At 62.9% G+C, this 25,644-nt stretch carries 24 protein-coding genes and 1 pseudogene; 6 read left to right on the top strand and 19 right to left on the bottom strand.

All coding sequences use genetic code 11. The features are described 5' to 3' along the window. Positions 1 to 10: 10 nt before the first annotated feature. A complete protein-coding gene (gene chpT, locus NMG80_RS21855) occupies positions 11 to 640 on the bottom strand; it encodes a histidine phosphotransferase ChpT (RefSeq protein WP_077380165.1) in 630 nt (209 codons plus the stop codon). 428 nt (positions 641 to 1,068) lie between these two features. Here chpT and NMG80_RS21850 point away from each other — a divergent pair, with 428 nt between their 5' ends. Both NMG80_RS21850 and NMG80_RS21845 read left to right on the top strand, forming a co-directional pair. Further along, the gene (locus tag NMG80_RS21850; RefSeq protein WP_254020047.1) at positions 1,069 to 1,605 is read left to right on the top strand and encodes a DUF1134 domain-containing protein; all 537 of its coding nucleotides are present in this window, start codon (positions 1,069 to 1,071) and stop codon (positions 1,603 to 1,605) included. A gap of 149 nt (positions 1,606 to 1,754) precedes the next feature. Then, entirely contained in the window at positions 1,755 to 2,921 is a 1,167-nt protein-coding gene (locus tag NMG80_RS21845) for a coiled-coil domain-containing protein (RefSeq protein WP_254020036.1), read from the top strand. Between the two features lie 29 nt (positions 2,922 to 2,950). Here the strand turns inward: NMG80_RS21845 and NMG80_RS21840 are convergent, their stop codons facing one another. From NMG80_RS21840 to NMG80_RS21815, 6 genes are all read right to left on the bottom strand, one after another. Continuing rightward, positions 2,951 to 3,754 (bottom strand): TrmH family RNA methyltransferase, encoded by an 804-nt coding sequence (locus NMG80_RS21840; protein ID WP_254020035.1) that lies wholly within the window; start codon positions 3,752 to 3,754, stop codon positions 2,951 to 2,953. A 90-nt stretch (positions 3,755 to 3,844) separates the two neighbouring features. Further along, positions 3,845 to 4,183 carry an ArsR/SmtB family transcription factor gene (locus NMG80_RS21835; protein WP_254020034.1) on the bottom strand — a complete coding sequence of 113 codons (339 nt, stop codon included), beginning with the start codon at positions 4,181 to 4,183 and terminating at the stop codon, positions 3,845 to 3,847. A 173-nt stretch (positions 4,184 to 4,356) separates the two neighbouring features. Further along, a complete protein-coding gene (locus tag NMG80_RS21830) occupies positions 4,357 to 5,118 on the bottom strand; it encodes a HugZ family pyridoxamine 5'-phosphate oxidase (protein WP_254020033.1) in 762 nt (253 codons plus the stop codon). 46 nt (positions 5,119 to 5,164) lie between these two features. Next, positions 5,165 to 6,364 carry a CaiB/BaiF CoA transferase family protein gene (locus NMG80_RS21825; RefSeq protein WP_254020032.1) on the bottom strand — a complete coding sequence of 400 codons (1,200 nt, stop codon included), beginning with the start codon at positions 6,362 to 6,364 and terminating at the stop codon, positions 5,165 to 5,167. 6 nt (positions 6,365 to 6,370) lie between these two features. After that, entirely contained in the window at positions 6,371 to 7,132 is a 762-nt protein-coding gene (locus NMG80_RS21820) for a 3-hydroxyacyl-CoA dehydrogenase (protein ID WP_254020031.1), read from the bottom strand. A 70-nt stretch (positions 7,133 to 7,202) separates the two neighbouring features. Next, positions 7,203 to 7,739 (bottom strand): GNAT family N-acetyltransferase, encoded by a 537-nt coding sequence (locus NMG80_RS21815; protein WP_254020030.1) that lies wholly within the window; start codon positions 7,737 to 7,739, stop codon positions 7,203 to 7,205. A gap of 310 nt (positions 7,740 to 8,049) precedes the next feature. Between NMG80_RS21815 and NMG80_RS21810 the strand changes: the two genes are divergently transcribed. Continuing rightward, positions 8,050 to 9,039 (top strand): glutathione S-transferase family protein, encoded by a 990-nt coding sequence (locus NMG80_RS21810; protein ID WP_254020029.1) that lies wholly within the window; start codon positions 8,050 to 8,052, stop codon positions 9,037 to 9,039. Between the two features lies 1 nt (position 9,040). Here NMG80_RS21810 and NMG80_RS21805 read toward each other — a convergent pair whose 3' ends face one another. Beyond that, complete coding sequence (locus tag NMG80_RS21805; protein WP_254020028.1) at positions 9,041 to 9,541, bottom strand: NUDIX domain-containing protein; 501 nt, start codon at positions 9,539 to 9,541, stop codon at positions 9,041 to 9,043. Positions 9,542 to 9,594: 53 nt separating this feature from the next. On the opposite strand from NMG80_RS21805, the gene NMG80_RS21800 reads away from it, so the two are divergent. Beyond that, the gene (locus NMG80_RS21800; protein ID WP_254020027.1) at positions 9,595 to 10,509 is read left to right on the top strand and encodes a metallophosphoesterase family protein; all 915 of its coding nucleotides are present in this window, start codon (positions 9,595 to 9,597) and stop codon (positions 10,507 to 10,509) included. Here NMG80_RS21800 and NMG80_RS21795 read toward each other — a convergent pair. From NMG80_RS21795 to NMG80_RS21765, 7 genes and pseudogenes are all read right to left on the bottom strand, one after another. Continuing rightward, positions 10,499 to 11,122: a hypothetical protein gene (locus NMG80_RS21795; RefSeq protein WP_254020026.1), complete on the bottom strand. Its 624-nt coding sequence runs from the start codon at positions 11,120 to 11,122 to the stop codon at positions 10,499 to 10,501. The two genes, NMG80_RS21800 and NMG80_RS21795, sit on opposite strands and share 11 nt — an antisense overlap. A gap of 130 nt (positions 11,123 to 11,252) precedes the next feature. After that, positions 11,253 to 12,059: pseudogene (locus NMG80_RS21790) on the bottom strand (alpha/beta fold hydrolase). A gap of 102 nt (positions 12,060 to 12,161) precedes the next feature. Next, a complete protein-coding gene (locus tag NMG80_RS21785) occupies positions 12,162 to 13,940 on the bottom strand; it encodes a tetratricopeptide repeat protein (RefSeq protein ID WP_254020025.1) in 1,779 nt (592 codons plus the stop codon). Between the two features lie 321 nt (positions 13,941 to 14,261). Continuing rightward, positions 14,262 to 16,022 carry a 2-isopropylmalate synthase gene (gene leuA, locus NMG80_RS21780; protein ID WP_436798651.1) on the bottom strand — a complete coding sequence of 587 codons (1,761 nt, stop codon included), beginning with the start codon at positions 16,020 to 16,022 and terminating at the stop codon, positions 14,262 to 14,264. 445 nt (positions 16,023 to 16,467) lie between these two features. Further along, positions 16,468 to 17,556: an AbrB family transcriptional regulator gene (locus NMG80_RS21775; RefSeq protein WP_254020024.1), complete on the bottom strand. Its 1,089-nt coding sequence runs from the start codon at positions 17,554 to 17,556 to the stop codon at positions 16,468 to 16,470. A 69-nt stretch (positions 17,557 to 17,625) separates the two neighbouring features. Beyond that, positions 17,626 to 17,934, bottom strand: coding sequence for a putative quinol monooxygenase (locus tag NMG80_RS21770; protein WP_254020023.1), 309 nt, complete (start codon positions 17,932 to 17,934; stop codon positions 17,626 to 17,628). Between the two features lie 46 nt (positions 17,935 to 17,980). Next, positions 17,981 to 18,760 carry an SDR family NAD(P)-dependent oxidoreductase gene (locus NMG80_RS21765; protein ID WP_254020045.1) on the bottom strand — a complete coding sequence of 260 codons (780 nt, stop codon included), beginning with the start codon at positions 18,758 to 18,760 and terminating at the stop codon, positions 17,981 to 17,983. 346 nt (positions 18,761 to 19,106) lie between these two features. On the opposite strand from NMG80_RS21765, the gene NMG80_RS21760 reads away from it, so the two are divergent. Together NMG80_RS21760 and NMG80_RS21755 are read left to right on the top strand one after the other, a co-directional pair. Beyond that, complete coding sequence (locus NMG80_RS21760; RefSeq protein ID WP_254020022.1) at positions 19,107 to 19,352, top strand: antitoxin; 246 nt, start codon at positions 19,107 to 19,109, stop codon at positions 19,350 to 19,352. Continuing rightward, positions 19,349 to 19,735 carry a type II toxin-antitoxin system VapC family toxin gene (locus tag NMG80_RS21755; RefSeq protein ID WP_254020021.1) on the top strand — a complete coding sequence of 129 codons (387 nt, stop codon included), beginning with the start codon at positions 19,349 to 19,351 and terminating at the stop codon, positions 19,733 to 19,735. The genes NMG80_RS21760 and NMG80_RS21755 overlap by 4 nt, the downstream gene beginning before the upstream one ends. 6 nt (positions 19,736 to 19,741) lie before the next feature. Here the strand turns inward: NMG80_RS21755 and NMG80_RS21750 are convergent, their stop codons facing one another. The 4 genes from NMG80_RS21750 to NMG80_RS21735 form a co-directional block, all read right to left on the bottom strand. After that, a complete protein-coding gene (locus tag NMG80_RS21750; RefSeq protein ID WP_254020020.1) occupies positions 19,742 to 20,671 on the bottom strand; it encodes a cation diffusion facilitator family transporter in 930 nt (309 codons plus the stop codon). A gap of 28 nt (positions 20,672 to 20,699) precedes the next feature. After that, positions 20,700 to 22,889, bottom strand: a complete 2,190-nt coding sequence (locus NMG80_RS21745; protein ID WP_254020019.1) for an anthranilate synthase — start codon at positions 22,887 to 22,889, stop codon at positions 20,700 to 20,702. Between the two features lie 280 nt (positions 22,890 to 23,169). Further along, on the bottom strand, positions 23,170 to 24,276 hold the full coding sequence (locus tag NMG80_RS21740) for a succinylglutamate desuccinylase/aspartoacylase family protein (protein ID WP_254020018.1): 1,107 nt from the start codon (positions 24,274 to 24,276) through the stop codon (positions 23,170 to 23,172). Between the two features lie 85 nt (positions 24,277 to 24,361). Next, entirely contained in the window at positions 24,362 to 25,531 is a 1,170-nt protein-coding gene (locus NMG80_RS21735; protein ID WP_254020017.1) for an MFS transporter, read from the bottom strand. Positions 25,532 to 25,644 lie beyond the last annotated feature (113 nt).

Genomic DNA, 25,644 nt, shown 5'->3' with positions numbered 1-25,644 from the left:
GCTTGGCAATTCAAGCAGCCGAGAGGACGATTTCTTCTGCGGTCGCGTGGATCGATATCGTCATGTTCGCCTCGCGCGCCAAAAGCAGCGTGTAGTAGGGCTGCACCGAATGCGCGTCGATCGGTTCTTCAGGCTTGTTGCCGGAATGGAGCTCCAGGAACTTGGGCGGCACGCGCAGCATCGGACCGCTCGCGGCGAGCGCAAAGCGTGGTTCCGTGTCGAGGTTTTCAAGCGTGACCGTAAGCTTGCCGCCACGCGGAATGGCGGCGTTGGCGACGAGAATGAGGTTGAGCAGCAGCTTTACCTTGTTCTTGGGCAGCAGCGCACGGGTTCCATTCCAGATCAGTTCCGGCTTCTCGTTCTTCAGGAAGGCGATCGCAACGGCCTCGGCATCCCCGGTGTCGATCATCATGCCGGCAGAACCGGCTGCACCGAAGGCGATGCGGGCGAATTGCAGGCGGGCCGAAGCGTTTCTGGCGCTCTGGCGAATCAATTTCATGGCGTCTTCGTCGGCGCCGCCTTCGTCGAGCAGCTCAAGCCCGTTGTTTATGGCGCCGACCGGCGAAATGATGTCGTGGCAGACCCGGCTGCACAAAAGCGCGGCGAGATCGGGTGCGGAAAGGGTGAAAAGCTCGGCCATCGGCGAAAGTCCCTGCAAAATTTCACTGGAAATGGCCGGGTGATCAATGATCACCCTGTCCACACGAATCACACACTCTCTCCCAAGGCCTACTGAATACACAGCGCCTGAGCGTGCAGCAACAAATCCGGAATTGTCGTTAGCGAAAATGGTGTTTTCACGCAGGGTGCGGACATTGCGGGCAAACGCGAAACCAGCTCGAAACCAGCCTTCTAACCGCCATTTTCGTTTGAAAGCTTAATGGTTGAAAAAGGATTACGGCATAGTTTGTCCATAACAGTCATCCTTAACGGCCGCCAAAGAGCCGCACGGATGCGAGGCGTCGGCGAGAGTGCTCCCTGACGGAGATTGGAAGCATGTTTTCCCGATACTACGACCGGAGTTTTCTCCGTGTCATCTCAGACCGGAGTTTTTTCCGTGTCTTCTCAATGGCGATCGCTCTCATGGGCCTTGTCGTCTTTTCAACCTCGCCTTCGCGGGCCCAGGAATACACCGCTCAGGAGATCGTTGATTCCGGTCATAAATTCTTCGGTGCGACGTCGGGCGGGCTCGCCACCGTCGTGGAGAAGATTTTCGCCTCCTACGGCCTGCCCAATGGCTATTTGCTTGGCGAGGAGGGCTCGGGCGCCCTGATCGGTGGCCTGACCTATGGCGAAGGCACACTCTACACCAAGAACGCCGGCGATCACAAAGTGTTCTGGCAGGGCCCGTCGCTCGGCTGGGATTTTGGCGGCGAGGGCTCGCGGGTGATGATGCTGGTCTATAATCTCGACGATGTGAACAGCCTCTACAATCGTTTCGGCGGCCTTGCCGGCTCCGCCTACCTCGTGGCTGGCGTCGGCTTCAACGTGATGAAGAACAACAATGTGCTGCTGGTGCCGATCCGTACCGGGGTCGGCGCCCGGCTTGGCGTCAATCTCGGCTATCTCAAGCTTACCCAGCACGCCACCTGGAATCCATTCTGAGCAAGTGGTTGCCTCCTCACCGCGATTGGTTCCAGGATCGACGGTCTGAACATTGCTGCGGCAGACCCTTGCCGCAGCACTGGAATTCCGTCATGCGAACGTGGCACTGTCGCTTACGGTTGTTTTGCCGTTCATAACGGATAGTCACCTTGGTTCAGTCGGTCCTGTTCTTTGTCCTCGGCTTTCTCTGCGCCGGCTTTCTGGCGCTGTTGATTGTCCCGGCAATCTGGCGGCGGGCCGTGATGCTGACGCGTAAACGCGTCGAGGGCGCGATGCCGCTGACGCTGGCCGAGATCCAGGCGGAGAAGGATCGCATCCGCGCCGAGTTCGCCATGGCGACGCGCCGGCTCGAGATGAGCGTCAAGTCGTTGCGCGAGAAATCGGCCGAACAGCTTGTCGAGATCGGCCGTGGCCGCGAGGCGTTGAAGGAGCTGGCGCTCGAGAGGAAGGACAAGCAACAGGCGCTTTCCGAACTCGAGGCCAAGGGTGAAGACCTTCGGCAGCGCAAAGACCAGTTGCAGCTTTTGTCGGATCGGCTTGCCCAAACCGAGCATGCCCTGGAAAAGCGTGTGCTCGAGCTGAAAAAGCTGGAGCACATGTATGACGACGCCAGCTTTTCTTCCAGCAGCCGTCAGATCGAACTTGTGGCGCGCGAATCCGAACTGCAAAAACTGGCCGATGACATTTCCGTGCTGCGCGGCCAGCGCAAGGAGGCGGACAGACGCCAACAGGAGATCGCGGCCGAGAGCAAGGCCGCGCGGGACGCGTTGAAGGCCGAGAAGAAAAGGACCGGCGAACTGGACAAGAAGATCGAGCGCCTACTCGCCACGCTTGCCGATCGCGAGGACAAGCTTGAACGCCGCGAAAAGGAAATCGTGCGGCTTCGCGAAAAGCTGAAAAGCGAAAGCGTGGAAAACCCGTCGGCGGTGCGTCTCGTCGGAGCGCAAAGCAGTCGGGCCGATGCGGCCGTCAAGGACGACGACGACACCCAAAAAGTCATTGCCAAGCTCGACAGCGACCGCGAGCGGTTGGAGGCGAGATTGACGGAACTGGCCCGCGAGAACAAGAAACTGGAAACGGATCTTGCCGCCTTCGAGGCATCCAAATCCGAAGGCGGCGACGATGCGCCCGCCAGCGCTGCATTGCGCGAGCAGATGAGCGACCTGGCGGCGCAGGTCGTAGCCCTGACGGCGAAGCTCGACGGGCCGGAATCGCCGATCGCAAAGGCTCTTGCCGCACCCAACCCAGGGGGAAGCGGCGAACGCAGCCTTGCCGATCGCGTGCGGGCGCTGCAGGAGGCCGAATCGGTGCATTGAGCCCAGGCAGTGATGCTGACTTGTGCGGCTCAGGTCCTGCGTGCCGAGAAATGATGTAATGCGATGGCTGACGCGGCGGCGACGTTCAGGCTGTCGAAGCCTTCTGCCATATCGATCCGCACCGTCCGCAGCCGGGCGAGCAGTATCTCGGGCAGGCCTTCGCCTTCTGTGCCGAGATAGAGTGCCAGCCGTTCGGTCCTTTTCGCGTCGCGGATGTCGGTTTGCCCGCGAGGCGACAAAGCGAATTGGCCGAAGCCCAGCCGGTCGAGCGCCGCGGTGAAGCCGACGGTCTCAGTGAAGGAGGCAAAAGGAATTTTCAGCGCGGCGCCGACCGAGACGCGGATCGCCTTGCGGTACAGAGGATCGCAGCAGGTCGCGTCCAGAAACACCGCATCGGCGCCGAAGGCGGCGGCGTTGCGAAAGATTGAGCCCATATTGTCATGGTTGGCGATGCCCACCAGCACGACGATCAACGCGCCGGCGGGCAGGGCATCGAGCAAGGCCTCTGCAGGCTGCGCCTCGCCCTTGCGGCCGATCGCCAATATCCCGCGATGCATGTGAAAGCCGGCAATCCTGTCCATGACCGAGCTGACCGCCACGTAGACCGGAAGGTCCGCGGGCGCCTTGCGCAGGGTTGCATCGAGGCCTGCCAGCCGGTTTTCGAGTACCAGCACCGATTCGGCGGTAAAGCGTTTGGCCGCGAGCAGCGCTTCGAGCACCACCTTGCCTTCGGCAATGAAACGGCCCTGCCGGCCGGCTAGGTCGCGCTCGCGAATGTCGAGATAGGCGGCGACGCGCGGGTCTTGCGGGTCGTCGATACGAATGCGGCGCATGCTTGCCTCAGCTTACCCGCATCGGCCCGATCGTAAGGGGCGTTCGGACCAGTTCTTGCTGCAGACTTTTGGGCGACATGCATTGGCCGGTCAAGTCCCGGAGCGACGCGGGCGGTATGCCATCTGCGATAGCTCACCCTCACCGAAAATCCCGTCCAGCGTGTTGAGAAGTTCGCGCACAGCATCGGATTTACAGGAATAGTAGATCATCTGCCGGTCGCGCCTTGTCTCGACGAGATCGAGCGCCCGCAGTTTGGCTAGATGCTGTGACAGGGCGGATTGGCTGAGCAGAACCTTTTCGGCGATAGCGCCGACCGACATTTCACCGTCGGCCAGGTAGATCATGATCAACAGTCGTTTCTCGTTGCCCATCAGCGTCAGAAACGAAGCCGCTGATTCGGTATTGGCGATTAGCTTTTTCGAGACCATCGATCCCCCGTACCTTCCTGCTCATCCGGCGCTATGGGGGCAATAGCGTCTGATTCCATAGGCTCACTCGCGAATGTGCGCTGGCGATTCAACGCTACCGCGAAAGCGTAGAACATCTAGCTCAAACCTCAAGGCTTGCTTTCGACCCGACGCGATTAACTGTCGGACTGTGTTTAATCCGCCACTCGGCCGGTTTTTGCCATGTCGACCAGAACATGCCTGAGCTCGCGCGCCGTCCTCAATGGCTCGGGAAAGAACACCCGGCAGACATCGTCGCCCAATGCCAGGTCCATGCCGTCGGCGTCAAAGCCGGTGACGACCCAGCTGTCGCCCGCTGCCTTGGCGAAGTGGCGCGCGTAGACGGCAATTGCGTCGCTATGGTCGGCATTCATATGGTCGAGGGCGGATTGTTCGCCAGCGGCAAGCTCTTCGACGATCGGCGCGGTCGTGACCAGATCGGCGCGTTCGAGCAGGTAGGCCTTGCCAAAGCCGCCGTTGAGACTGGCGCGCTCCAGCTCGAGCCGGAAGATCGAGAAGTCGCCAAGACCGGCATAGAGCATCGCCTTGGGGTTGCGGTTGAGATAGCGCCGTTCGGCGCGGGCGTGCTCGTCGGATCCACGCTCAAGCCGTGCCGCCCGACAGACGAGCGTCAACCGCGGGTGCGCCAGTGGGTCGCCCTTGCCGGGCTCGCCGACAAGCAGCGAACAGCGCGGGTCGGCAAGAATCGCGCCGGTATGGGCGGACAGCATCGACACAAGGATCAGCGGCGTACCGTCGATATCGCTGGCGACACCAACCCTGCTGGCCAGCGGCGAACCGGTGCCGGGCTCGATCACCGCCAGCGCGCCGAAACGGGCACTGCGGATAAGCGTCTTCGCCAGCCTGATCGCTTCGGCGTCGGTCTCGCGGATCACGTTCTTCTTTCGATCGTTCAAATCCACACCGTCTTAAGCTGAACTTTGCTCTCCAGTTATCAACCTATCACACCGGATTTGACAAGCCGGATTTGACAAGAAGGGCCCCGGATTTGACAAGCGCCTCAGTCTCGCTTTCCGAAAGGCCGAAGCGTGCCAGCACCGTCACCGCCTGACAATCGTGATCGGCCGGCATGGCGGCAAGCGTCGGCCGGGAGCGCGAAAAGCGCGGCGCTGGGGCGGGGCGCTCAAGCGCACCCGACTTCAAGAAGGCGTTGCGAGCGCGATTGTGCGGATGATCCCTGGCTTCCCGCAGCGACAAGACCGGTGCGACGCAAGCATCGGTCGCAGCAAAGAGACGGTCCCAGTCGTCGCGTGACTTCTGCCCGACCCGATCGACAATGGCGGCCCGCATCTGCGGCCACAAATTCCTGTCGTATTGGCCGCGTACAAAAATTTGGTCGAGCGGCAGCAGCCTCGCGAATTCGGCGAAGAACCGGGGCTCAAGGCAGCCGACGGCGACGTGCCGTGCGTCTGCGGTCTCGTAGGTGTCGTAAAAGGGCGCGCCGGAATCGAGCAGGTTCGCGCCACGCGTGTCACTCCACAGGCCCGCCGCCATCAGGGCGTGCAAGGGTGTCGCCAGCATTGAAGCGCCCTCGGTCATCGCGGCGTCGATCACCTGACCCTTACCGGAGCGTGAGCGCTCAAACAGGGCGGCCAGTGCGCCGGCGACCAGCATCATGGCGCCGCCGCCGTAGTCGGCGACAAGGTTGAGCGGTGGGATTGGCCGGCCTCCTTGCTGGCCGATGGCATGCAGCACACCCGAATAGGCGAGGTAGGTGATGTCGTGGCCGGCACGCCCCGAGAGGGGACCGTCCTGGCCGAACCCCGTCATGCGGCCGTAGACCAGGGCCGGATTGCGCGCCAGTACCGCATCCGGCCCGAGACCAAGCCGCTCCATGACATCAGGACGAAACCCTTCGACCAGCATGTCGGCCTTTTCGGCAAGGCGCAGCACCAGTTCGGCGCCTTCCCGGCGCTTCAGGTCAACCCGCAGGATGGAGCGGCCATGACAGTCGATGTCGTAATCGTCCGGTAGCGTCAGAAACGGCTGGCTCGACCCGGCCCGCTCGATGCGCAGCACCTCGGCTCCCATCTCCGACAAAATCAGGCCGGCCAGCGGCACCGGTCCAAGCCCGGCCATCTCGATCACCGTCAGGCCGGCGAGCGGACCGGTCTTCGCCTGAAGGGCGACTTCGGCACTCATGGTCGGCTACTTCGGCGCCATGCGGATGGCGCCGTCGAGGCGGATGGTCTCGCCGTTGAGCATCTGGTTTTCGATAACGTGCAGCACAAGGGCCGCATATTCGGAAGGCTCGCCGAGACGGGACGGGAAGGGGACCGCGGCGCCCAGCGAATCCTGCACCTCTTGCGGCATACCTGCCATCATCGGCGTCTTGAAGATGCCGGGCGCGATGGTGCAGACGCGAATGCCCGACCGGGCAAGGTCGCGCGCCACCGGCAGCGTCATGCCGACGACGCCGCCTTTGGAGGCCGAGTAGGCCGCCTGGCCGATTTGACCGTCATAGGCGGCGACCGATGCCGTGTTGACGATGACGCCGCGCTCGCCGCCCTCCAGCGGCTCAAGCTTCGCGGCCCGGTCGGCGACAAGGCGGATCATGTTGAAGGTGCCGATCAAATTGATCTCGATCACCTTGCGGTACTGGTCGAGTGGGTGCGGACCGTCCTTGCCGATCGTCTTCATGCCGATGGCGATGCCGGCGCAATTGACCAGGATACGGGGTTCGCCGAACTTTTTTATGACTTCTGCCACTGAAGCAGCACCGCCGTCGGCGCTGCTTACGTCGCATTGGATGGCGATGCCGCCGATATCGGCCGCAATCTTCGCCGCGCGCTCGATGCCGACGTCGAGGATGGCAACGCCGGCGCCCTTCGCGGCCAGTGCACGTGCCGTCGCCTCGCCGAGGCCGGAACCGCCGCCGGTGACGATCGCGATCTGGCCGTTCGGGTTCATGTCGGCGTCCTCCATCCTGCCGGCCACATGCTACGAAGACTGACAGGATGGCGCAACAGCACCCGGATGGTCACGCCATCGCAGCGATTTGCGCGGCAATCCTTGCCTGATCGGCGTGGCAAACCTCCCCCACCAGCCGTGCCATCGCGCCCGGCACGATCTCATGCGACAACAGCCGGTCAGGATCGACCGGGCGCGGCATGGAGATTTGCCCACGCGGGACCCTCTTGAAGCCGAGCGGGCCGTAATAGGGTTCGTCGCCGACAAGCATCACGGCCGGGATGCCGGCCTTGGCGGCGGCCTCCAGCGCGATCGCCACCAGCCGGCGGCCAATGCCGAGATTCTTGTAGGCGGGCCGCACGGCAAGCGGTCCGAGCATCAGCGCGCGGCCAGCGCCGGCCGCGATGCGCGTCATGCGCACGGAGGCGACAACGATAGCGCCATCGACGGCCACGAAGGACAGAGCGCGTTCATGCGGGCCGCCCTCACGGATCTTGTAGGCGCCCAGCACGAAACGGCCCGGCCCGAAGGCTTCGTCGTTGATGGCTTCGATTTCGGGGTCATGCGCCGGAGTTTCCGGCAGGTATTTCACGTCGGCAAGGCTCATGGTCTTTGCGTTCCGGTCGACGGGGAAAGGTTTGCTGCAAACGGCAGCGTTCGCCAGTCAGCGCTTCATCAAGCGCGGGCGTCCTTTCGTCGTCGGTCGAACCGGATCAAAGCAAAGTCAAACATGCGGATTTTCCGCTAGCACCAATCTTCACCCACTGCAATCGGCCGTTTTGCTTGCCGCCCTTCGTTTGCAGCCTTCGTTTGCCGCCTTCTTTTGCCGCCCGGGCGATTGACGAACTGTTCAACCCCTGGCGATTTCCGCATCGTCGGTTTGTGCCTACATCCCTACGAAGACGAAAGGACATCACATGGGATTGCTGGTCGACGGCAAATGGCAGGACAGCAGGTACGACACCAAAGCGAGCAACGGCGAATTCGTGCGGGCGCAGTCGCAATGGCGCGACTGGGTCACGGTTGACGGTACGCCGGCCGAAGGCCGCACGCGCGGCTTCAAGGCTGAGCCGGGGCGCTACCATCTCTATGTCTCGCTTGCCTGTCCCTGGGCGCACCGGACGCTGATCTTTCGGGCACTGAAAAAACTCGAGGACGTGATTTCCGTCTCGGTCGTCCATCATTTCATGGGCGCCAACGGCTGGCCCTTCCTGGCCGAGGACGGCGCCACCGGCGATACGCTCTACGGCCTCGATTTCCTGCATCAGATCTACACCAAGGCCGATCCCGCCTATTCCGGCCGCGTGACGGTGCCGGTTCTGTGGGACAGGCGAGAGCGGACAATCGTCTGCAATGAGTCCTCCGAGATCATTCGGATGCTCAATTCAGCCTTCGACAAATGGGGCGATGCCGGCCTCGATTTCTATCCGAAAGCACTGCGCGGCGAAATCGACGCGGTCAATGCTCTGGTCTATCCATCAGTCAACAACGGCGTCTATCGCGCCGGCTTCGCCACCACGCAAGCGGCCTATGAGAAAGCGTTCGGCGAACTGTTCTCGGCGCTCGACCAGCTCGAGGATCGCCTGTCTCGCCAGCGCTATCTCGTCGGTGACCGCATCACCGAGGCCGATTGGCGCCTGTTCACCACGCTGGTCCGCTTCGACCCGGTCTATGTCGGCCATTTCAAGTGCAACCTGCGCCGCATCGCCGACTATCCAAACCTGTCGAACTATCTGCGCGACCTCTATCAGGTCCCGGGCGTCGCCGGCACGGTAAGCCTGCACCACATCAAGGCGCACTATTACGGCAGCCACGAAACGATCAACCCGACGCGCATCGTGCCGGTCGGGCCGGAACTGGACTACGCGGCGCCGCATGATCGGGCGCGGTTCAGGAAGGCAGCGTGATCTACCAGTAGGGCGATGCCGCCGCGCCGCTAAAAATCTCGGCAATCCGCCGCAACGTGGCCGGCGTCGTTCCTTCCGGCAGGCGGTCGAGCGGAAAGAAACCGGCTGCGGCGATCTCGCGGTCCGGCAGCTTCGGCGCCGTCTGGTTGAACTGCTCGACCAAATAGAGGCCGACATGGTCGCGGCGGCTGGCCCGACGGTTGAAATGCATCGATTTCAGCACCGGCGGCGCGGTCAATGCAATATTGCCCTCCTCGGAGAGCTCGCGCACCAGCGCCTCGATCATCGTCTCGCCCAGCTCGACGCCACCGCCGGGAAGCTGCCAGCCCGGGACATAGGTGTGGCGAATGAGGAAGACGGAATTGGACGTGCGATCGTGGATCAAGCCACGCACCCCGAGCGTCATCGGCCGCCGCAGCACGAAATACATGTGAAACAGCCTTGCCCTGAGACCCGGCCAGCCGGTCTGGCGGAAAGCTTGCTCCGGATCGGGCCGCATCATCACCCACGAAACCGTGGGTGGAAAGCAGCGCGCGCGTCGCTTATGAAGAAGGGATGTTCAGGCTCGCGCATATTTCCGATATCCATCTGGGACCGCTTCCCGGTGTAACCTATCGCGATCTCGCCTCCAAGCGGGTGGTCGGTTACGTCAACTGGCAGCGCAATCGCCGCCGCCACATGCGCGACGCCGTCATCGACACGATCGTCGCCGATATCAAGGCGAGCGCACCCGATCACCTTGCCGTCACCGGCGATCTGGTCAATCTGGCGCTCGATGGCGAGATCGAGATGGGCAAGCACTGGCTGGAAACGCTGGGCTCTCCCGATGATGTGTCGGTCGTTCCGGGAAACCACGACGCCTATGTGCCTGGCGCTTTCGACAAGTCCTGCCGGTCGTGGACGGCGTGGATGACCGGCGACGGCGTCAATACGCCGGTCGACCGCGAAGCCTTTCCCTATCTGCGCGTGCGTGGCAACGTCGCGCTGATCGGTGTCACGACGGCGCGGGCCACGGCTCCGTTCATGGCCAACGGCTTTTTTCTGGAAGACCAGGCGGAAAGGCTGCGCGACGTGCTCGATGCCACGGCCAAGCGCGGGCTGTTCCGGGTGATCATGATCCACCATCCGCCAGTGCGCGGCGCGGTTTCGCAGCCCAAGCGGCTGTTCGGCATTGCCCGCTTCCAAAAGGTCGTTCAGCGGCACGGGGCCGAGCTTGTGCTGCACGGCCATTCGCACGAGCCGACGCTGTTCTCGATCAATGGGCGCGGCGCCAAAATTCCGGTGGTCGGCGTCGCTGCCGCAGGGCAGGCGCCAGGCGGCAGGCGTCCAGCGGCGCAATATAATCTGCTGGAGATCGATGGTGACATAGGCAACTGGCGGATCAGGCTGACGCGACGTGGCCTGACCGGCCCGGCCATCCCGCCTGCCGATCTGGAGGTTGTGGAGCTTGGCGCGGACGCTATGGCCTGAAACTCAGTCCCATCGCAACGAGGCGGTCCCAGAACAACACGATCGATACAGCCAGCCCGACCAGGGTGCCGGCGGCGATCAGGCCGAGACCGGAGAGAAAGGCTGACCAACGCTTGCGGCGCGTGACGGATCGCAGTGGCGGCTCGGCTTCCGGCACCAAGGCACGTTTCAGGCCGGCGACAGCCTGCTCGACCCCGCCTTCCAGCATTCTCTGGCGTTCGATGACGCGCTCCGCGACATAGCGCGTCACCTGATCGGCGACCGGTTTCATCTCGGTCGATTCGGCGAGCACCACGCGGCCGATGCGCGTATCCCTGAGGAAGCGATAGGTGCGGCGGTCACGCCCCATGGCGACATGACTGACGGCGTCGATCCAGAGGCGCGGCTGCAGCCCGGACGAGACGGCGAAGTCGAAATTGTCCATGTCGGTCGGCACGTCGGCGAAGATGGGCGCAAGTTCGGCGGCAAGCAATTCGAGCCGCATGCGATGCGCCTCGCGCATGTCGACCACAACGTCGTCGCGGTCGGCGAAGGCATTTTTCACGTCACGGATCGCATCGGACAGTTTTCGCGACTGATCGGCGTGGCTTATGTTCTCGGCTGCATCCTTCATCGGTGTTGCCTCGCGGGTTTGGTTAACATTGAATTAACACAGCCGTTGGCAAAATGCAGCAAAATGCGCTTGCGAGATCGATAGGCGGCTTGCAAAGTCCGGCCCGAAGCCGCGGGTTGATGGGCACGGATCAGTCCGCCGCGGGAGCGGGGTTTGGACGAAGCGGCCTGTTGCGGCGTTTCATGTTGCGGCGGACGATCTCGGCGATCAGGCCTGGGCGCTTCCTCGACCAGCATATGGCCGGCCTGCAACAGGTGGTGCAGATGGAAATGCGCCGGCAGACCTTCGGCCTGGCTGAAGGGCAGCACGGCGTCATCTGTCCCCCAAACCACCATCACCGGCATATCAAGCGTTTCGAGCCGTTCGCGCGGGATGACGCCCTGCCGATCTCACCCCTGGTCATGGCGGCCGCGATCTCGACAAGTTTGTGCAACTGGCCGGGGCGCGCACGCATTTCGCCAAGCACGTCCACGATGCGCTCCGAGGGCGGGCTTTGCGGTCCGGACATGGCGGCGAGGCAGGCGCGAATTTCACTTTTGTCGGCTGCGGCGGCGTAACGGCGCAACAGCGGGCCATTGATCTCAGTGCCAAACCCGCCCGGCGCCAGAAGCGTCAGCGAGGCTATCGTTTCGGGCTCGGCCAATGCCATCAGCACTGCCGCCGCCCCGCCCATCGAATGGCCGACGAGATGCACCCTTCTGATTCCGCGTGCGGCGAGGTCGGCAAGAACGGCCCGAGCGGCCGCCTTGGCCGGGCCGCCACCCGGGAAATCGAGGGATAGCCCATGGCCAGGAAGATCATAGGCCAGCGTCCTTGAACCAGGTGCCAGTGTCGAAATCACCTCATGCCAGTCGCCGTGGCAACCGCCGAAGCCATGCAGGAAGACAAACGTCTTCGGGCCGGCGCCCCGTTCGGCAGCGTAAAGGGATGAAATCATGAAATACAATTGTTTTATGCGAATTCGGATGTGGTTGGATTGCGGCTTGTCCTAGTCGATGGCCAGTAGAGTTTTCACGATCAGCCGTGCTGGTTAGAAGCGCTAGCTGGCATTGCCGAGCCCGGCGGCACGCAAAGCCTCGACCAGCCGGTCGGTCAGATCGGCGGGGTATCTCCGCTCGACAAAGGTCGCGCGCGGATCGGCAGCGAATTTCGGGAACTTGACAGTCAACTCGTCCAAAAGTTCGTGCGCCAGTTGATCGCGGCCGGCGGCCTTGGCAGTGATCAGCCGCGCAGCCAGATAGTGCGATTTCGTCGGCGTCGCTTGCAAAGCATCGCTGGAAAGCGCGGCCTTGTTCATATCGCCAGCCATGAACTGGCCGACGAAAAGCCCGTAATCCCACCATGTCGGATGGGCGCTGGAGGTTTCGGCGGCGTGAGCAAGGATCGGTGTTCCCTCCCTGTACCTGCCGGCGAAAATCAGCCCGTAGGCGTAAGCTGCCGCCATGCTGAGGTCGTACGGGTTGAGTTCGTAGGCCTTGCGCATCCAGCGGATCGATTCCTCCGAATTGCCGAGGCGGGAATTGAGATAGCCATAGGCACGGTGGGCATAGGGGCTGGTCGGCCCCATCTGCACGGCGCGACGGGCCAGCGTCATCGCCTGTTCGATCGTTGCGCCGGCTGGATAGGCGTAGTGATCTGTACCGGCCTCGAGATGCAGGGTCGCCAGCTCCGAATAGACGAGCGACGATTTCGCATCCCGTTCGACAAGGATTTCGAGGCAGCGATAGGCAGCCGCATGGGTTTTGGCGCCCTGGTTGAGATAGTATTTGTCGGTGAGCAGCAGGCATTCCGTCAGGCCGGTCTGAAGGCCGCTCTGTTCGATATAGTTGTAGATCGCGCCCGAGGCGGGAACGGCCGAACTCAAAATGCTGGCGACACTGTCCTCGACGGTGGAGGGTGTGCTGTCGGCGGCAGTCAAGTTGCGTGACAGCAGGACCCGTCCGGTCGCCACGCTTTGAAGCTCCAGAGTGACATCGCCTGCCGTTGGTCCCGGCAAGACATCGAATACGAAGCTGATCGCATCGGTGACCGGATCGGGCGGGCCGTCGGCATCGCGACCGATGAAGGTGACCGTATCGAACCCGCTGAGGCCGGCGCGCAGCGATGCCGCGACGCGGGCAGCCTCGGCACTGCTGGTTTTCACCGCAATGTAGACGATCGGAAGGCTTTCAATCGGAGCCCATGGCGCAATGCTGCCGGTTGCGACAGCGTTTTCGATCGTCGACGCGGTATCACTTCCGGCCAGCAATGCGCTGCTTCCCTGACGAAGGATCAGCACCCCCAACATGGCGATGACCAGAGCGATCGCCAGCCAGAAGAACTGGAGATGGCGCAGCAGCGAGGGTGCCGGCTGGCGAACGACAGGAGATATCACCGATGCGGCGCCTGCGGCCATGCCGGCTTCCTCGCGCGATGCCGGCAAGCTGGCCGCCGCCTCAGCATATTCCTCCGACGCCGGCTCGACCGGCAGGCGGATCGCGTTGAGTTCATAGGATGGAACATAGCCGCCACGCGGAATGGCGATGCGGATCGGCTCGGCAACGCCCTCATTGGCGAAGTAATGCTGCAGAAGCTCGCGCAGCCTGCCCGCCTGCACCCGCACCACGGCGTCGGTCGACGGATCGAAATCGCCGTCCTTGCCGAACACGTCCATCGCGATTGAAAAGCCCTTGAGCTTGTCGGCTTCGCCTGCCTGCTCGCGCTCGACCAGGTAGCGAAGCAGCTTACGCGCTCGTTCGGATCTCCCGAACGTTTCGCTGGCTAGCAATCGCTCCAACGTCTCGCGCACTGCGGGGGCGGCAGGCGTGGCATGCTGCAAGTGTCGATCCTCTCGAAGTCGGCACAGGTTAAGACGCAATCATATAGCGCCTGCACTGCCATACAAGCATGCATCCATTATGCGATCGCGTACCCCACCAGATAATTTTCCGGTGGTTAATGATGCGAAGGACTGGAGCAGGATGATACCATCCGGGTTCATCTTGCTCCAGCCCTCAGCTTTCGACAGCTGGTCCAGAGCGGTTCAGCTTTTTGATAGAACCGCCGAACCGCCCTAAGTATTTGTTTTACGCAATTCCGGACGGAAAACCGCTACGCACCCTCGGGTCAGGCCCGAGGGCATGCTTTTGCGCGACATGCATTAGTCGACCTTTCGGCCGACGATGCGGTTGGCGGCGGAAACCACGGCTTCCAGCGAAGCGGCCACGATATTGGTGTTGATGCCGGCGCCGAACAGTTTGCCGCCGGGATGCTCCATCTCGACATAGGAGATGGCCGAGGCATTCGAGCCGCGCTGCATGGAGTGCTCCGAATAGTCGAGCACCGACATCGGCATGCCGACATAGCGCGACAGCGCGTCGACAAAACCGTCGATCGGGCCGGTTCCGGAGCCTGATATCGTCACCTCCTTGCCCCTATCGAGGATGATCGCCTCCACCGCGCGCCGCCCCTTGATCTCGATGTCGGGATAAGTGTGGTGGTCGAGGAACTTCAGCCGCGCGCCGGGCTGATCGACGTAGGTCTCGAGAAAGCGCTCGTAGATGCGCTTGGCCGGCACCTCCTTGCCTTCGGCGTCGGTGATCGCCTGGATAGCTTGACTGAACTCGATCTGCAGGTTGCGCGGCAGATTGAGCCCGTAGTCCGCCTGCAGCACATAGGCGATGCCGCCCTTGCCGGACTGCGAGTTGATGCGGATGATCGCCTCGTAGTTGCGCCCGACATCGGCCGGGTCGATCGGCAGGTAGGGCACTTCCCAGTACGGCGTGTTGGCCTTGCGCAACGCCTTCATGCCCTTGTTGATGGCATCCTGGTGCGAGCCGGAAAAGGCCGTGTAGACGAGCTCGCCGACATAGGGATGGCGCTCGGGGATCTTCAACTGGTTCGAATATTCGTAAACGTCCTTCATCCGGTTGATGTCGGAGCAATCGAGCTCGGGATCGACGCCTTGCGTGTACATGTTGAGCGCCAGCGTGACGATGTCGACATTGCCGGTGCGCTCGCCATTGCCGAACAGCGTGCCTTCGACGCGATCCGCGCCCGCCATCAGGCCGAGTTCGGTTGTGGCGATCCCGGTGCCGCGATCGTTGTGCGGATGCAGCGAGATGAGCAGGTTCTCGCGGTTGTCGAGATTGCGGCACATCCATTCGATGCGATCGGCATAGATGTTGGGTGTCGACATCTCGACCGTGGACGGCAGGTTGATGATCAGCTTGTTTTCCGGCGTCGGCTTGACGATTTCGGTGACGGCGTTGCAGATTTCCAGCGCCACTTCGAGCTCGGTGCCGGTAAAGCTCTCCGGCGAATATTCGAAACGATAGAAGCCGCCGGCCTTCGCTGCCATTTCGGTGATCATCTTGGCGGCATCGGTGGCGATCCGCCTGATGCCGGCGACGTCCTTCTCGAAGACGACGCGGCGCTGCAATTCGCTGGTCGAATTGTAGAAATGCACGATCGGGTTGGTGGCGCCCTGCAGCGCCTCGAAAGTGCGGGTGATCAGTTCCGGCCGGCACTGCACCAGTACCTGGAGGGAGACATCGTCTGAGACATTACCCCCTTCGATGCACCAGCGAGCGAAATCGAAATCGGTCTGCGAGGCCGACGGGAAGCCGATCTCGATCTCCTTGAAGCCCATGTCGAGGAGCAGGGCGAACATGCGCGCCTTGCGCTCGTGGCCCATCGGATCGATCAGCGCCTGGTTGCCGTCGCGCAGGTCGACCGAGCACCAGATCGGAGCCTTGTCGATGACTTTCGAAGGCCACATGCGGTCGGTGAGACCGACGGTCGGGTAAGGTTGGTACTTTCGGGCTGCCTCCGGCATGCCCCGGGCTGCCCCCGGCATCGCCTTTGCGGCATCCTTGCCCATCTCCCCGCTGTCTGCGCGGATCTCATCTCGTGCGTTCATTGTCGTCTCTCCCGGCGGCTCGCGGGCTTCGCCTTCAGGCGGATGGTGCCGAGCGGCGCCTTTACCAGATGTTCATTCGCTAGATGTGACTTGCCAATTTTGGCCAAGGAGCATGCGCGTGAGCGGCGGTTCGACCGCCGGGCGCTCCTTCAGCGAACCCGGCGATCGCCGATAAGGCCGAGAAGCAGCAGGGCGGAAGCAAGCGCGCGCACCGTCTCGCCAGCAAAGCCGGTCTGACGGGAAGCGACGGAGGTGGCGCGGTTGGTCATGGCGGTTTTCATACAGGAGCAGCCAAAGCGAGGCAAGTGGGGCCGAACGACTGGCGTTTCCTTACTACCCGGCGCATCCTGAGCGACTGGGCCCGTCCTTCAGAGCCCGTCAGCAGATTGGGCGGCGTCTGACGGTCCGTTTATGTCACAGCGCCGCGGCAGCCGCAGATTACCTTCTACTCCCTCAGACTTCGCGCCACCAGCCGCGCCACGCTTGGCCCGATCAGCAGCACGACGAGGAAGCGTGCCGATTGCAACGCCATGACGAACGAGATGTCGACGTGCTGTGCGGCGGCGGCGATGATGGCGACGCTGTCCATGCCGCCGGGGCTGGTCGCCAGATAGGCGGTCAGCGGATCGATGCCGAGCACATGGCTGATCATGAAGCCGAGGCCGCCGCAGAAGGCGATGAGAATGATGATCGAGCCGACGATCTGCGGCAGCGCCCGCGTCGCGTGCCGCAGAATCGCCCTGGTGAAGTTCAGGCCGATGGTCCAGCCGATCATCGTATAGCCGAGGGCAAGCAGCCAGGGCGGCAACTGCATCGTCACGCCTAGTCCGAGATGCACCGCAGTGCCGAAAATGAAGGTGCCGAGGAAAAACGGTGACGGCAGCCTGAACAGCTTGCCGACGAGGCTGCCAACGAGCGCCACGCCAAGTGTTGCGGCAAAGGCAATTGGATCGATCGGCGGGAACCAGATGATGGCCGGGATCTCGATGCCTGATGTGTCGACCCACATCTTTGCGACAAGTGCGGCAGTCATCGAGACAAAGATGACGCGCAGATATTGCATGAAGGCGACGAGGCGCTGGTCGGCGCCGAAGGCGCCGGCCATCAGCACCATGGCGGTGGCCGCACCCGGCGATGAGCCCCAGACCGCGGTGGTGCCGGGCAGGATACGCCAGCGGCTGATCAGCCAGCCGAGCAGACTGGACGCCGCAACGGTGGCCACCACGGCGCTGAGGAACAACGGCCATTCCCTATAGAAGAGCGGAAAGATGTCGGCGGAGATCGAAGCGGCGACAAGGCAGCCAACGATCGCCTGGGCCGCGCCGAACAGAGGGCGCGGCACACGCACCGTGGCGCCGTTGGTGCCGGCCAGGATCGCCGCCAGCATCGGTCCGATCAGCAGCGCTGCCGGCAACGCGCCGAATTCCAGCGCGCCGGCAAACAGGATCGAGAAGATCAGCAGGGCCAGCCACTGCCAGACTTTGGGTATCCGCGCCATGCGTTCGACGGTCGGCTGGTTTGGCAGGGAATCCATTTTTCGGTCTTAGACCCGAAGTGGGGAGATGCGAACCCCGCGGCGGCGAAAAGTGCGTCCGCTCAGGCGTCAGTCGGTTTTAACGGCGGGCAGGCCGAAGCCGCCTACGGGCTGGGTCTCGACTTGGAATTCGAAGCCAGCGATGATCGGCCGCGCCTTGGCAATCGCCGCCTGGACTTCCGGCAATTGCAGCGAAGCCTTGTGGCTTGCCTGGTCGGTCCATACTTCGGTCACCCAGATCGCGTCGGCATCAGCCGGATCGGTGGCGATGATATAGTTCAGGCAGCCCGGCATGGCGCCGGTGCTGGCGAGCAGGACGTCCATCATTGCGTCGCGCTGGCCGCGCGTCGCCCGCATCTTGCCGATCAGACCATACATCGCCGGTTTCTCCGTTGCTTGCTGCGACAAGTATGCAGGTCGCCGCTCACGGCATCAACTGGCCACCGTTCACCTCGATCACCTGGCCGGTGATGTAACCGCTCAACAGAGCGGACGAGAGGAACAGATAGGCGCCGACGCAGTCCTCGGGCGTGCCGGCGCGGCCCTGCGGAATGGTGGCCACCATGGCCTTCATATGCTCCTCGGTCGAATAGCGCTCATGGAAAGGTGTCGCGATGGTGCCCGGCGCCACCGCGTTGACGCGGATGTTGAAGCCGATCAGTTCCTTGGCCATGCCGCGCGTGACATTGGAGACGAAGGCCTTGGCCGAGCCATAAAGGCCGGCGCCGCCGCCTGCGCCATTGCGTGCCGCAATCGACGAGGTGTTGACGATAAAGCCGCCCTGGCGCTTCAGCCATGGCATCGCCTTGCGTGATGCGGTCAGCACCGAGCGGGCGTTGAGGTCCATCACCGCGTCGTAATGCGCCTCAGTCAGTTCGGCATAAGGCACGCGGCCGAGCATGCCGCCGGCATTGTTGACCAGGCCATCGAGCCGGCCGAAGTGTTGCGCGCTGTCCTCGACGACGCGCTCGACATCGGCAGCGATCGAGAAATCGCCCTGGACCGGGAATACCTCGCCACCGCCGTTGCGGATGGTCCCGGCCAGGTTTTCGGCAGCCGCCCGACTTGAATTATAATGCAGCGCGACGCGGCATTTCTGCGCGGCGTAGGCCAGTGCAAGTGCCGCCCCGATGCCGGTCGAAGCGCCGGTGATCAGCACCGCCTTGCCGGCGAGGTCGGGGATGACCAAAGTGGGGGTGACCATGGAGGTGACAGGGGCGGTTGTGGTGGCTGGCACGTCTATTCCTCCGGGACTCTCCTACTCTTCGTAGGGCCTCGCCGTCCTCATGTTCAAGTCCGCAGAGGTTACGGCCGCAAAATAGGCCTAGCCCTGGCGCTGCAATTCGGCAAGCTTGATGACGCTGCCAGGCTCGGCGGCATGGAGCCATCGAGCAGATGGGTGAGCGCAAGACCAGATCCGACGACAAGGTCATCGGCTGAACCCGATGCCGCAGGCTGCCTGCACGCCTTGAGATTTTGTAGCAGGCCATCTTGTCTATGTGATGAGATGGTATATATCTTTGCTATATCTCGTTGAGGAGATTGGTACGATGGAAAAAGCGAAGGTGTTCTGGTCAGGCCGCTCGCAGGCGGTGCGGCTGCCAAAGGAATTCCGTTTCGAAACCGATGAGGTTTCGATTCGCCGCCATGGCCAGAGTATAATTCTCGAACCGCTCGCGAAGGATTGGGCCTGGCTCGACCGGGTGATAGGTCCGCTCGACGATGATTTCGCCGAGGCAGCACTGGAACGCCCAACTGAGCAGGACCGCCCGGCTTTGGATGACGTTTTCAGGTGATCTATCTGCTGGATACCAATGCTGTCATCGCGATCATGAAAGGCGACGCATATCTGCAGGCGCGGCTCAAGCCATACAGGCCGCAGGATTTCGCACTTTCGGCCATTGTCGTGCACGAACTCTACTACGGTGCTCAAAAGAGCCAGCGAAAGGCCGACAATCTGGCGCGCATCGAAGCGCTCCAGTTCCCGATACTCGAATTCGATCGGGAAGATGCAAGGCATGCCGGCGAGATTCGGGCGACGCTTGCAACGTCGGGGATTCCGGTTGGTCCCTATGATGCGCTGATTGGTGGTCAGGCGCGCGCCCGGAACCTCACGCTGATAACCCGCAATGTACGAGAATTCGAGCGGATCAAAAACCTCACAATCGAGACCTGGTGAATCGCCTCACGCGAACGGCACGGCGGTCGTGCCCTTGGGCAGTTTTGCCTCGTCATCGGGCTCGACATGGATGGTGACTCGCACCGAGGGGATTTCTGCCTTCAGCGCATCCTCGATGCGGTCGCAGATGACGTGGCTGGCGCCCACCGACATGTCGGCGTCGACGACCAAGTGGAACTCGATGAAGGTGGCGCGGCCGGCAATCCGCGTCTTCAGATCGTGAACTTCCAGCGCGCCTTTGCAATTGGCCGAGATGATGTCGCGGATGCGCATGTGCTCCTGCGTGTCGACGGCGCGGTCCATCAGACCGTTCATCGACGAGCCGATGACGTGCCAGCCCTGCCACAGGATGTTTAACGCAACGATGACGGCGAGAGCGGGATCGAGGACTTGCCAGCCGGTCAGCACGGCGCCGACCAGACCAATGAACACGCCGACCGAGGTCGCCACGTCGGTCATGATGTGCCTGCCGTCGGCGACCAGTGCCGGTGACTTCTCGGCACGGCCGGCACGGATCAGCGTCAAGGCCCAGAAGGCGTTGATCACCGTCGCGACGCCGTTGATGGCGAGGCCGGTCCAGGGCTGTTCGAGCGGGACGGGATGCCGCAAGGACCACCATACTTCGTTGAGGATCAGAAGGGCTGCCAGCACGATCAGCACGCCTTCCAGGACAGCCGAGAAATACTCGGCCTTGTGATGGCCGAACGGATGATCCTGGTCGGCCGGCTTGTGGCTGATCTGGATCGCCCAATAGGCGGCGGCAGAGGCAATGACGTTGACGATCGATTCCAGCGCGTCCGAATAGAGCGCCACGGAACCGGTGACGTACCAGGCCGCCAGCTTCAGGCCGAGCACGACGAAGGCGAGGACTATCGACCAGAAGGCGAGGCTGGCGACCTTGCGTTTCGCGGCGTTCTTCGGATCAATAGCGGTCATCGATTGCTTCCGGCCGCCGAAACCGGAGCTAAGCCGCCTTTTCCTTGGCCTTGCGCGGCAGATGCGCAACGATGTTCTCGATCATTCGCATGCCGGCATTGTGGCCGAGCGTCATGATCGATTCCGGGTGGAACTGCACCGCGGCGATCGGCTCCTTGCTGTGCTCGAAGGCCATGATGACGCCTTCTTCAGTCTCGGCCGTGACGACGAAGCCATCGGGCAGCCGCACCGGATCAGCGAAAATCGAGTGATAGCGGCCGACCGTCACCTCCTTGGGCAGGCCGGAAAAGATGATGCCCGGCTTCGACACGCGGATGCGCGACGGTTTGCCATGCATCGGCACGTGCAACTGCCGCAGCTCTCCGCCATAGGCCTCGGCCAGCGCCTGCAGGCCGAGGCAGACGCCGAAGATCGGCAGGTCGCGCGCGCGGGCCCGCTTGATGGTGGCGGCGCAGTCGAAGTCCTTCGGCGTGCCGGGACCGGGCGACAGCACGACGAGATTGGGTTTCAGCCGGTCGAAGACCTCGTCCGGCACAGGCGTGCGCACGGTCGAGACATTGGCGCCGGTCTGGCGAAAATAATTGGCCAGCGTGTGGACGAAGGAGTCCTCGTGGTCGACCAGCAGGATGTTGACGCCGTCGCCGACGCGCGCGGTGGCGCGTTCGGTGTCGGCGGCATTGCCGGTCTTGGCGTCGCGGATGGCGGAGATCATGGCGGATGCCTTCAGTTCGGTTTCGGCTTCTTCTTCCTCGGGAATGCTGTCGAAGAGCAGCGTGGCGCCGGCGCGCACCTCGGCGATGCCGTCCTTGATGCGGATGGTGCGAAGCGTCATGCCGGTGTTCATGTCACCGTTGAAATTGACCATGCCGATCGCCCCGCCATACCAGGCGCGCGGGCTCTTTTCGTTCTGCTCGATGAAGCGCATCGCCCATAATTTCGGCGCGCCGGTGACGGTGACCGCCCAGGCATGCGACAAGAACGCGTCGAAGGCGTCCATGCCTTCGCGCAGCCGTCCTTCGATGTGGTCGACGGTGTGGATCAGCCGCGAATACATCTCGATCTGGCGGCGGCCGATGACGCGCACCGAGCCCGGGTCGCAGACCCTCGACTTGTCGTTGCGGTCGACGTCCGAGCACATGGTCAGCTCGGACTCGTCCTTCTTCGAATTGAGCAGCTTCAAGATCTGCTCGCTATCGGAAATGGCGTCGCCGCCGCGCTTGATCGTGCCGGAGATCGGGCAGGTCTCGACACGGCGGCCGTTGACGCGCACGAACATTTCGGGCGAGGCGCCGATCAGATATTCGCCCTCGCCGAGATTGATGAAGAAGGAATAGGGCGAAGGGTTGATGGTCTTCAGCTTGCGGGAGATGTCGGAGGGCGGCGTCTCGCAGCGCTCGTAGAACATCTGGCCGGGCACCACCTCGAACAGATCGCCGCGCTTGAAACTCTCCATCGCCTTGCGCACCAGATTGGCATATTCGCCGGGCTCATGGTCGCCGCGCGGCGGGATGCGGTCGGCGGTCTTGAACAGCTCGACGATTTCGTCGCGCGGCAATCCCTCCGTCGAGAACCCGTCGCCGGAATAATCATAGCGGTCGGTCCAGGCCTTGGTCGAATAGTGGTCGACGACCAGGATCTCGTCGGGCAGGAACAGCACAAGGTCGCGCTGGCCTTGCTGGCGCTCCAGCTTGTAGTCGACCGGATCGAACTGGAAGGCGAGATCGTAGCCGAAGGCGCCGTAGAGGCCAAGATTGGCGTCTTCCTCTGTCTTGAACAGAGCGGTGATGGCGCGCAGCACGGTGAAGACGGAGGGAACGCGGCTGCGTTCTTCTTCGGTGAAGACACGGCCGGGCTTGGCCACATCGAGGCGGATCAGTCTCTTCGACGTCTCGGCGATCGTCACGTCGTCAACCCCCCCAAGCGCCTTGCCGATCACCGGCAGAAGCGCCTCGCCGCGGCTGTTCAGCGCCTCGATGCGCATTGCGCGGCCGCGCGCCGAGATCACCAGCGGCGGGTCGATGATAGCGGTGTCCCAGCGCGTGTAGCGGCCGGGATATTCGTAATTCGAAGAAAACACAGCGCCGCGGCGCGCATTCAGCCCGTCGACATAAGCATCGATCGCGCCTTCGTAAGCCCGGTCGTGGCGCTCGCGGGTAATCGTCACGCCACCCGCGGTGACGAAGCGCTCCGCCCCGTTCTCCAGAATTTTCGTCGTCATTGCCGTCTCCATCAGCGTCTTGGCTATTTCAGCGTCTTGGGGCAACGGACCCGGGGCATGGCTTGAAAAAACAAATGGCCGCCCGGACATTCCGTTGCGGCCACCTTCTATTTTCACGCGCACGCGTTCGAACAGGCCGCTGTCAGCGAGCCCACCACCAAACGGTCTTGATCGAGCGCATGTTCATGGCGATTCCAATAGCGGCGATTGCACGGCCGCGCAACTGGATTCAATGGAGGGCGTGGAGAAGGGGGAGGGCATGGAGAAGGGCATGAGCCCTTCAATCCTCCAGCGTTCCCGACCTTGCATCGGCGCTCTTCCTGTCGCCGACCAGCTTCAGCAGATCTTCGCCGGCGCGGATGATGCGCCGGGAGCGCCGTGTCAGGATGACGCCCGCCTGCGGCGCTAACACCTGGGTGCGGCCGCCGGCTTCACCCGGCGCATGGACGATGGTGGCGAGCAGCGCGCCTTTTGCCACACGGTCGCCGGGCTTCACGTCGTAGAGGACCGCGCCCGCCCGCGGCGCCGGCATCATGTCGATGTTTTCGAGCGGTGCGACGATACCGGTGAAAGAATTGGGACCGGTGAAAGAATTGGGACCGGTGAAGCTGCCGGACATGGATAAGGCCTGATCCAGAATCACGCCGCGCGCCACCAGCAGCCGATAGAGCCCTTCGGCATCGGCGCCGGCCAGAGCGCCGTCGACATCGAGGATGCCGCGATACTCGACCGTGGTGGCGACGCGCCGGTCGAACCGGGCCACAACGGCAGGGACGTTCAGATACGGCGTAATCGAGGCGCCTTCGAAGGTGCCGTCAGTATCTTCATCCCACAGGATCACCGCATCGACGCCCATGGCCGCCGCACAATCCGCCATGGCCGGCCACAGGCTGGTGTGGACATAGAGGTAGGCGAGGCCCTCGTCGTCGCAGTGCAGGTCGAGGACGATGTCGTGGCCGAGCGACAGTTGCAGCAGCCGGGTCTTCAGCCGCTGATCGGCAGTGCCAAGCGCGGTGTCGGGCAACAATTTAACGTCAGGCGCGGCCAGCAGCGGAAAGCCGCGGTTGAAGTTGGTGCGCGTGCCCAAGTGAAAACGGCCCTGGTGCTCGCCGAAATGATACTGGGCGCGGCCGATCGGGTTGGCTTGCGGTACGACGGTGATATCGCCCGTGATGCGGCCTTCTGCTTCGGCCTTTTCAAGCATCGGCATCAGCGCGTCGATGGCGACGACGCCCGGCAGTTCGCCGGCATGCAGTGCCGCCTGCAGATAGGCTGAAGGTGCGGCCTTGTCGCTGCCGTCAAAGCGGAGCCCTTCGAAGCGGAAGACTGGGAATTCGTAGGAGACGCCCTCGCTGTCGCCGGCGATACGCTCGATCGATTTCTGCATGATATTCCTCCAGGAAAGAGGCCGAACACATGCCCTTTCGCCGATACGCTGTCGATTGGTCCAGTCTGCTGCGCTATGGGCGCAACTATTGCGCGGCGTGCGTCACCAGCAGCTGGCGGTCCAATGTCTGCGACATCACTGCCACGGCGACCGCCAGCAGGGCGAGCGCCGCGCCGACCAGCGGCAGATTGGCATAGGACACGCCCAGCGAAAGTGCCACGCCGCCCACCCATGCGCCGGCGGCATTGCCGATGTTGAAGGCGCCCTGGTTCAGCGTGGCGGCGAGGTTAGGCGCCTTGGAGGCCGCTTCGACGACACGGATCTGCAAAGGCGGCACGATGACGAAGACGAGCAAACCCCACAGGAAAACGATGAAGACGGCCACGGCTGCGACGGCGCCGAATTCGGCAAAGCCGACGAGCAGCAGTGCCAGCATCAAAAGCGTGCCGATCACTGTCGGCATCAATTTCCAGTCGGCCAGCCTGCCGCCGATGATGTTGCCGATGGTCATGCCGCCGCCGAACAGCAGCAGCACCCAGGTCACGGTTGCGGTCGACAGGCCGGAGACGTCGGTGAGATAGGGCTTTATGTAGGTGAAGACGGCAAACAGGCTGGCCGACGCCAGCGCCGAGATCAGCATAGCCAGCCAGACCTGTAGCTTGCCGAGCACGCGCACTTCGCCGAGCAGGCCGCCGCCGCTCGGCTGGGCAATACCGGCAGGCACCAGCCAGGCGATGGCTGCGACCGAGACGAGGCCGATCCCGACTACGGCCACGAAGGTGGCGCGCCAGCCATAGGTTTCGCCGAGCACCGTGCCGCCGGGAACGCCGAGGATGTTCGACAGCGTCAGACCGGCGAACATCAGTGCGATGGCGCTGGCCCGTTTGTTACGCGGCACCAGGCTGGCGGCGACGACCGAGCCGATGCCGAAGAAGGCGCCATGGCCGAAAGCGGTGAAGACGCGCGCTGCCATCAGCATCCAATAATTGGGTGCGATCGCGCACAACAGATTGCCGACGACGAACAGCATCGCCAGGCCGACCAGCACCGGCTTGCGCGGCATGTGTGCCGTTGCCACCGCGATCACCGGCGCGCCGAAGACGACGCCGAGCGCATATCCGGTAACCAGCAGGCCGGCCGACGGGATCGAAACGCCGAGATCGGCGGCGACCTCGGGCAGCAGTCCCATGATGACGAATTCGGTGGTGCCGATACAGAAGGACGCAATGGCGAGCGCTAGGATCGGCAGCGGCATGATGCATCCACATGAATCGGTTCAAATGGAGACTGTGCGGAGATGCACCTGGCGCACAAGCGCGATTGCTGCAACGCAGCATTGCAGAAAACGGACAGCAGATCGCGACTGCG

It is taken from the genome of Mesorhizobium escarrei, assembly GCF_935825525.1.
GTDB classification, from domain to species: domain Bacteria; phylum Pseudomonadota; class Alphaproteobacteria; order Rhizobiales; family Rhizobiaceae; genus Mesorhizobium; species Mesorhizobium escarrei.
This window is presented reverse-complemented; position numbering and strand designations above follow the sequence as displayed.

Coding starts and splice junctions, on each gene's coding strand:
- NMG80_RS21825 (WP_254020032.1), bottom strand. CDS start 6,364: ATGAGTGCCGAAGTCGCCCTTCAGGCGAAGACCGGTCCGCTCGCCGGC.
- NMG80_RS21820 (WP_254020031.1), bottom strand. CDS start 7,132: ATGAACCCGAACGGCCAGATCGCGATCGTCACCGGCGGCGGTTCCGGC.
- NMG80_RS21840 (WP_254020035.1), bottom strand. CDS start 3,754: ATGCGCCGCATTCGTATCGACGACCCGCAAGACCCGCGCGTCGCCGCC.
- NMG80_RS21800 (WP_254020027.1), top strand. CDS start 9,595: ATGTTCAGGCTCGCGCATATTTCCGATATCCATCTGGGACCGCTTCCC.
- NMG80_RS21740 (WP_254020018.1), bottom strand. CDS start 24,276: ATGCAGAAATCGATCGAGCGTATCGCCGGCGACAGCGAGGGCGTCTCC.
- NMG80_RS21765 (WP_254020045.1), bottom strand. CDS start 18,760: ATGGTCACCCCCACTTTGGTCATCCCCGACCTCGCCGGCAAGGCGGTG.
- NMG80_RS21750 (WP_254020020.1), bottom strand. CDS start 20,671: ATGACCGCTATTGATCCGAAGAACGCCGCGAAACGCAAGGTCGCCAGC.
- NMG80_RS21770 (WP_254020023.1), bottom strand. CDS start 17,934: ATGTATGGTCTGATCGGCAAGATGCGGGCGACGCGCGGCCAGCGCGAC.
- NMG80_RS21775 (WP_254020024.1), bottom strand. CDS start 17,556: ATGGATTCCCTGCCAAACCAGCCGACCGTCGAACGCATGGCGCGGATA.
- NMG80_RS21850 (WP_254020047.1), top strand. CDS start 1,069: ATGGCGATCGCTCTCATGGGCCTTGTCGTCTTTTCAACCTCGCCTTCG.
- NMG80_RS21835 (WP_254020034.1), bottom strand. CDS start 4,183: ATGGTCTCGAAAAAGCTAATCGCCAATACCGAATCAGCGGCTTCGTTT.
- NMG80_RS21815 (WP_254020030.1), bottom strand. CDS start 7,739: ATGAGCCTTGCCGACGTGAAATACCTGCCGGAAACTCCGGCGCATGAC.
- NMG80_RS21735 (WP_254020017.1), bottom strand. CDS start 25,531: ATGCCGCTGCCGATCCTAGCGCTCGCCATTGCGTCCTTCTGTATCGGC.
- NMG80_RS21795 (WP_254020026.1), bottom strand. CDS start 11,122: ATGAAGGATGCAGCCGAGAACATAAGCCACGCCGATCAGTCGCGAAAA.
- NMG80_RS21760 (WP_254020022.1), top strand. CDS start 19,107: ATGGAAAAAGCGAAGGTGTTCTGGTCAGGCCGCTCGCAGGCGGTGCGG.
- chpT (WP_077380165.1), bottom strand. CDS start 640: ATGGCCGAGCTTTTCACCCTTTCCGCACCCGATCTCGCCGCGCTTTTG.
- NMG80_RS21805 (WP_254020028.1), bottom strand. CDS start 9,541: ATGATGCGGCCCGATCCGGAGCAAGCTTTCCGCCAGACCGGCTGGCCG.
- leuA (WP_436798651.1), bottom strand. CDS start 16,022: ATGAACGCACGAGATGAGATCCGCGCAGACAGCGGGGAGATGGGCAAG.
- NMG80_RS21745 (WP_254020019.1), bottom strand. CDS start 22,889: ATGACGACGAAAATTCTGGAGAACGGGGCGGAGCGCTTCGTCACCGCG.
- NMG80_RS21810 (WP_254020029.1), top strand. CDS start 8,050: ATGGGATTGCTGGTCGACGGCAAATGGCAGGACAGCAGGTACGACACC.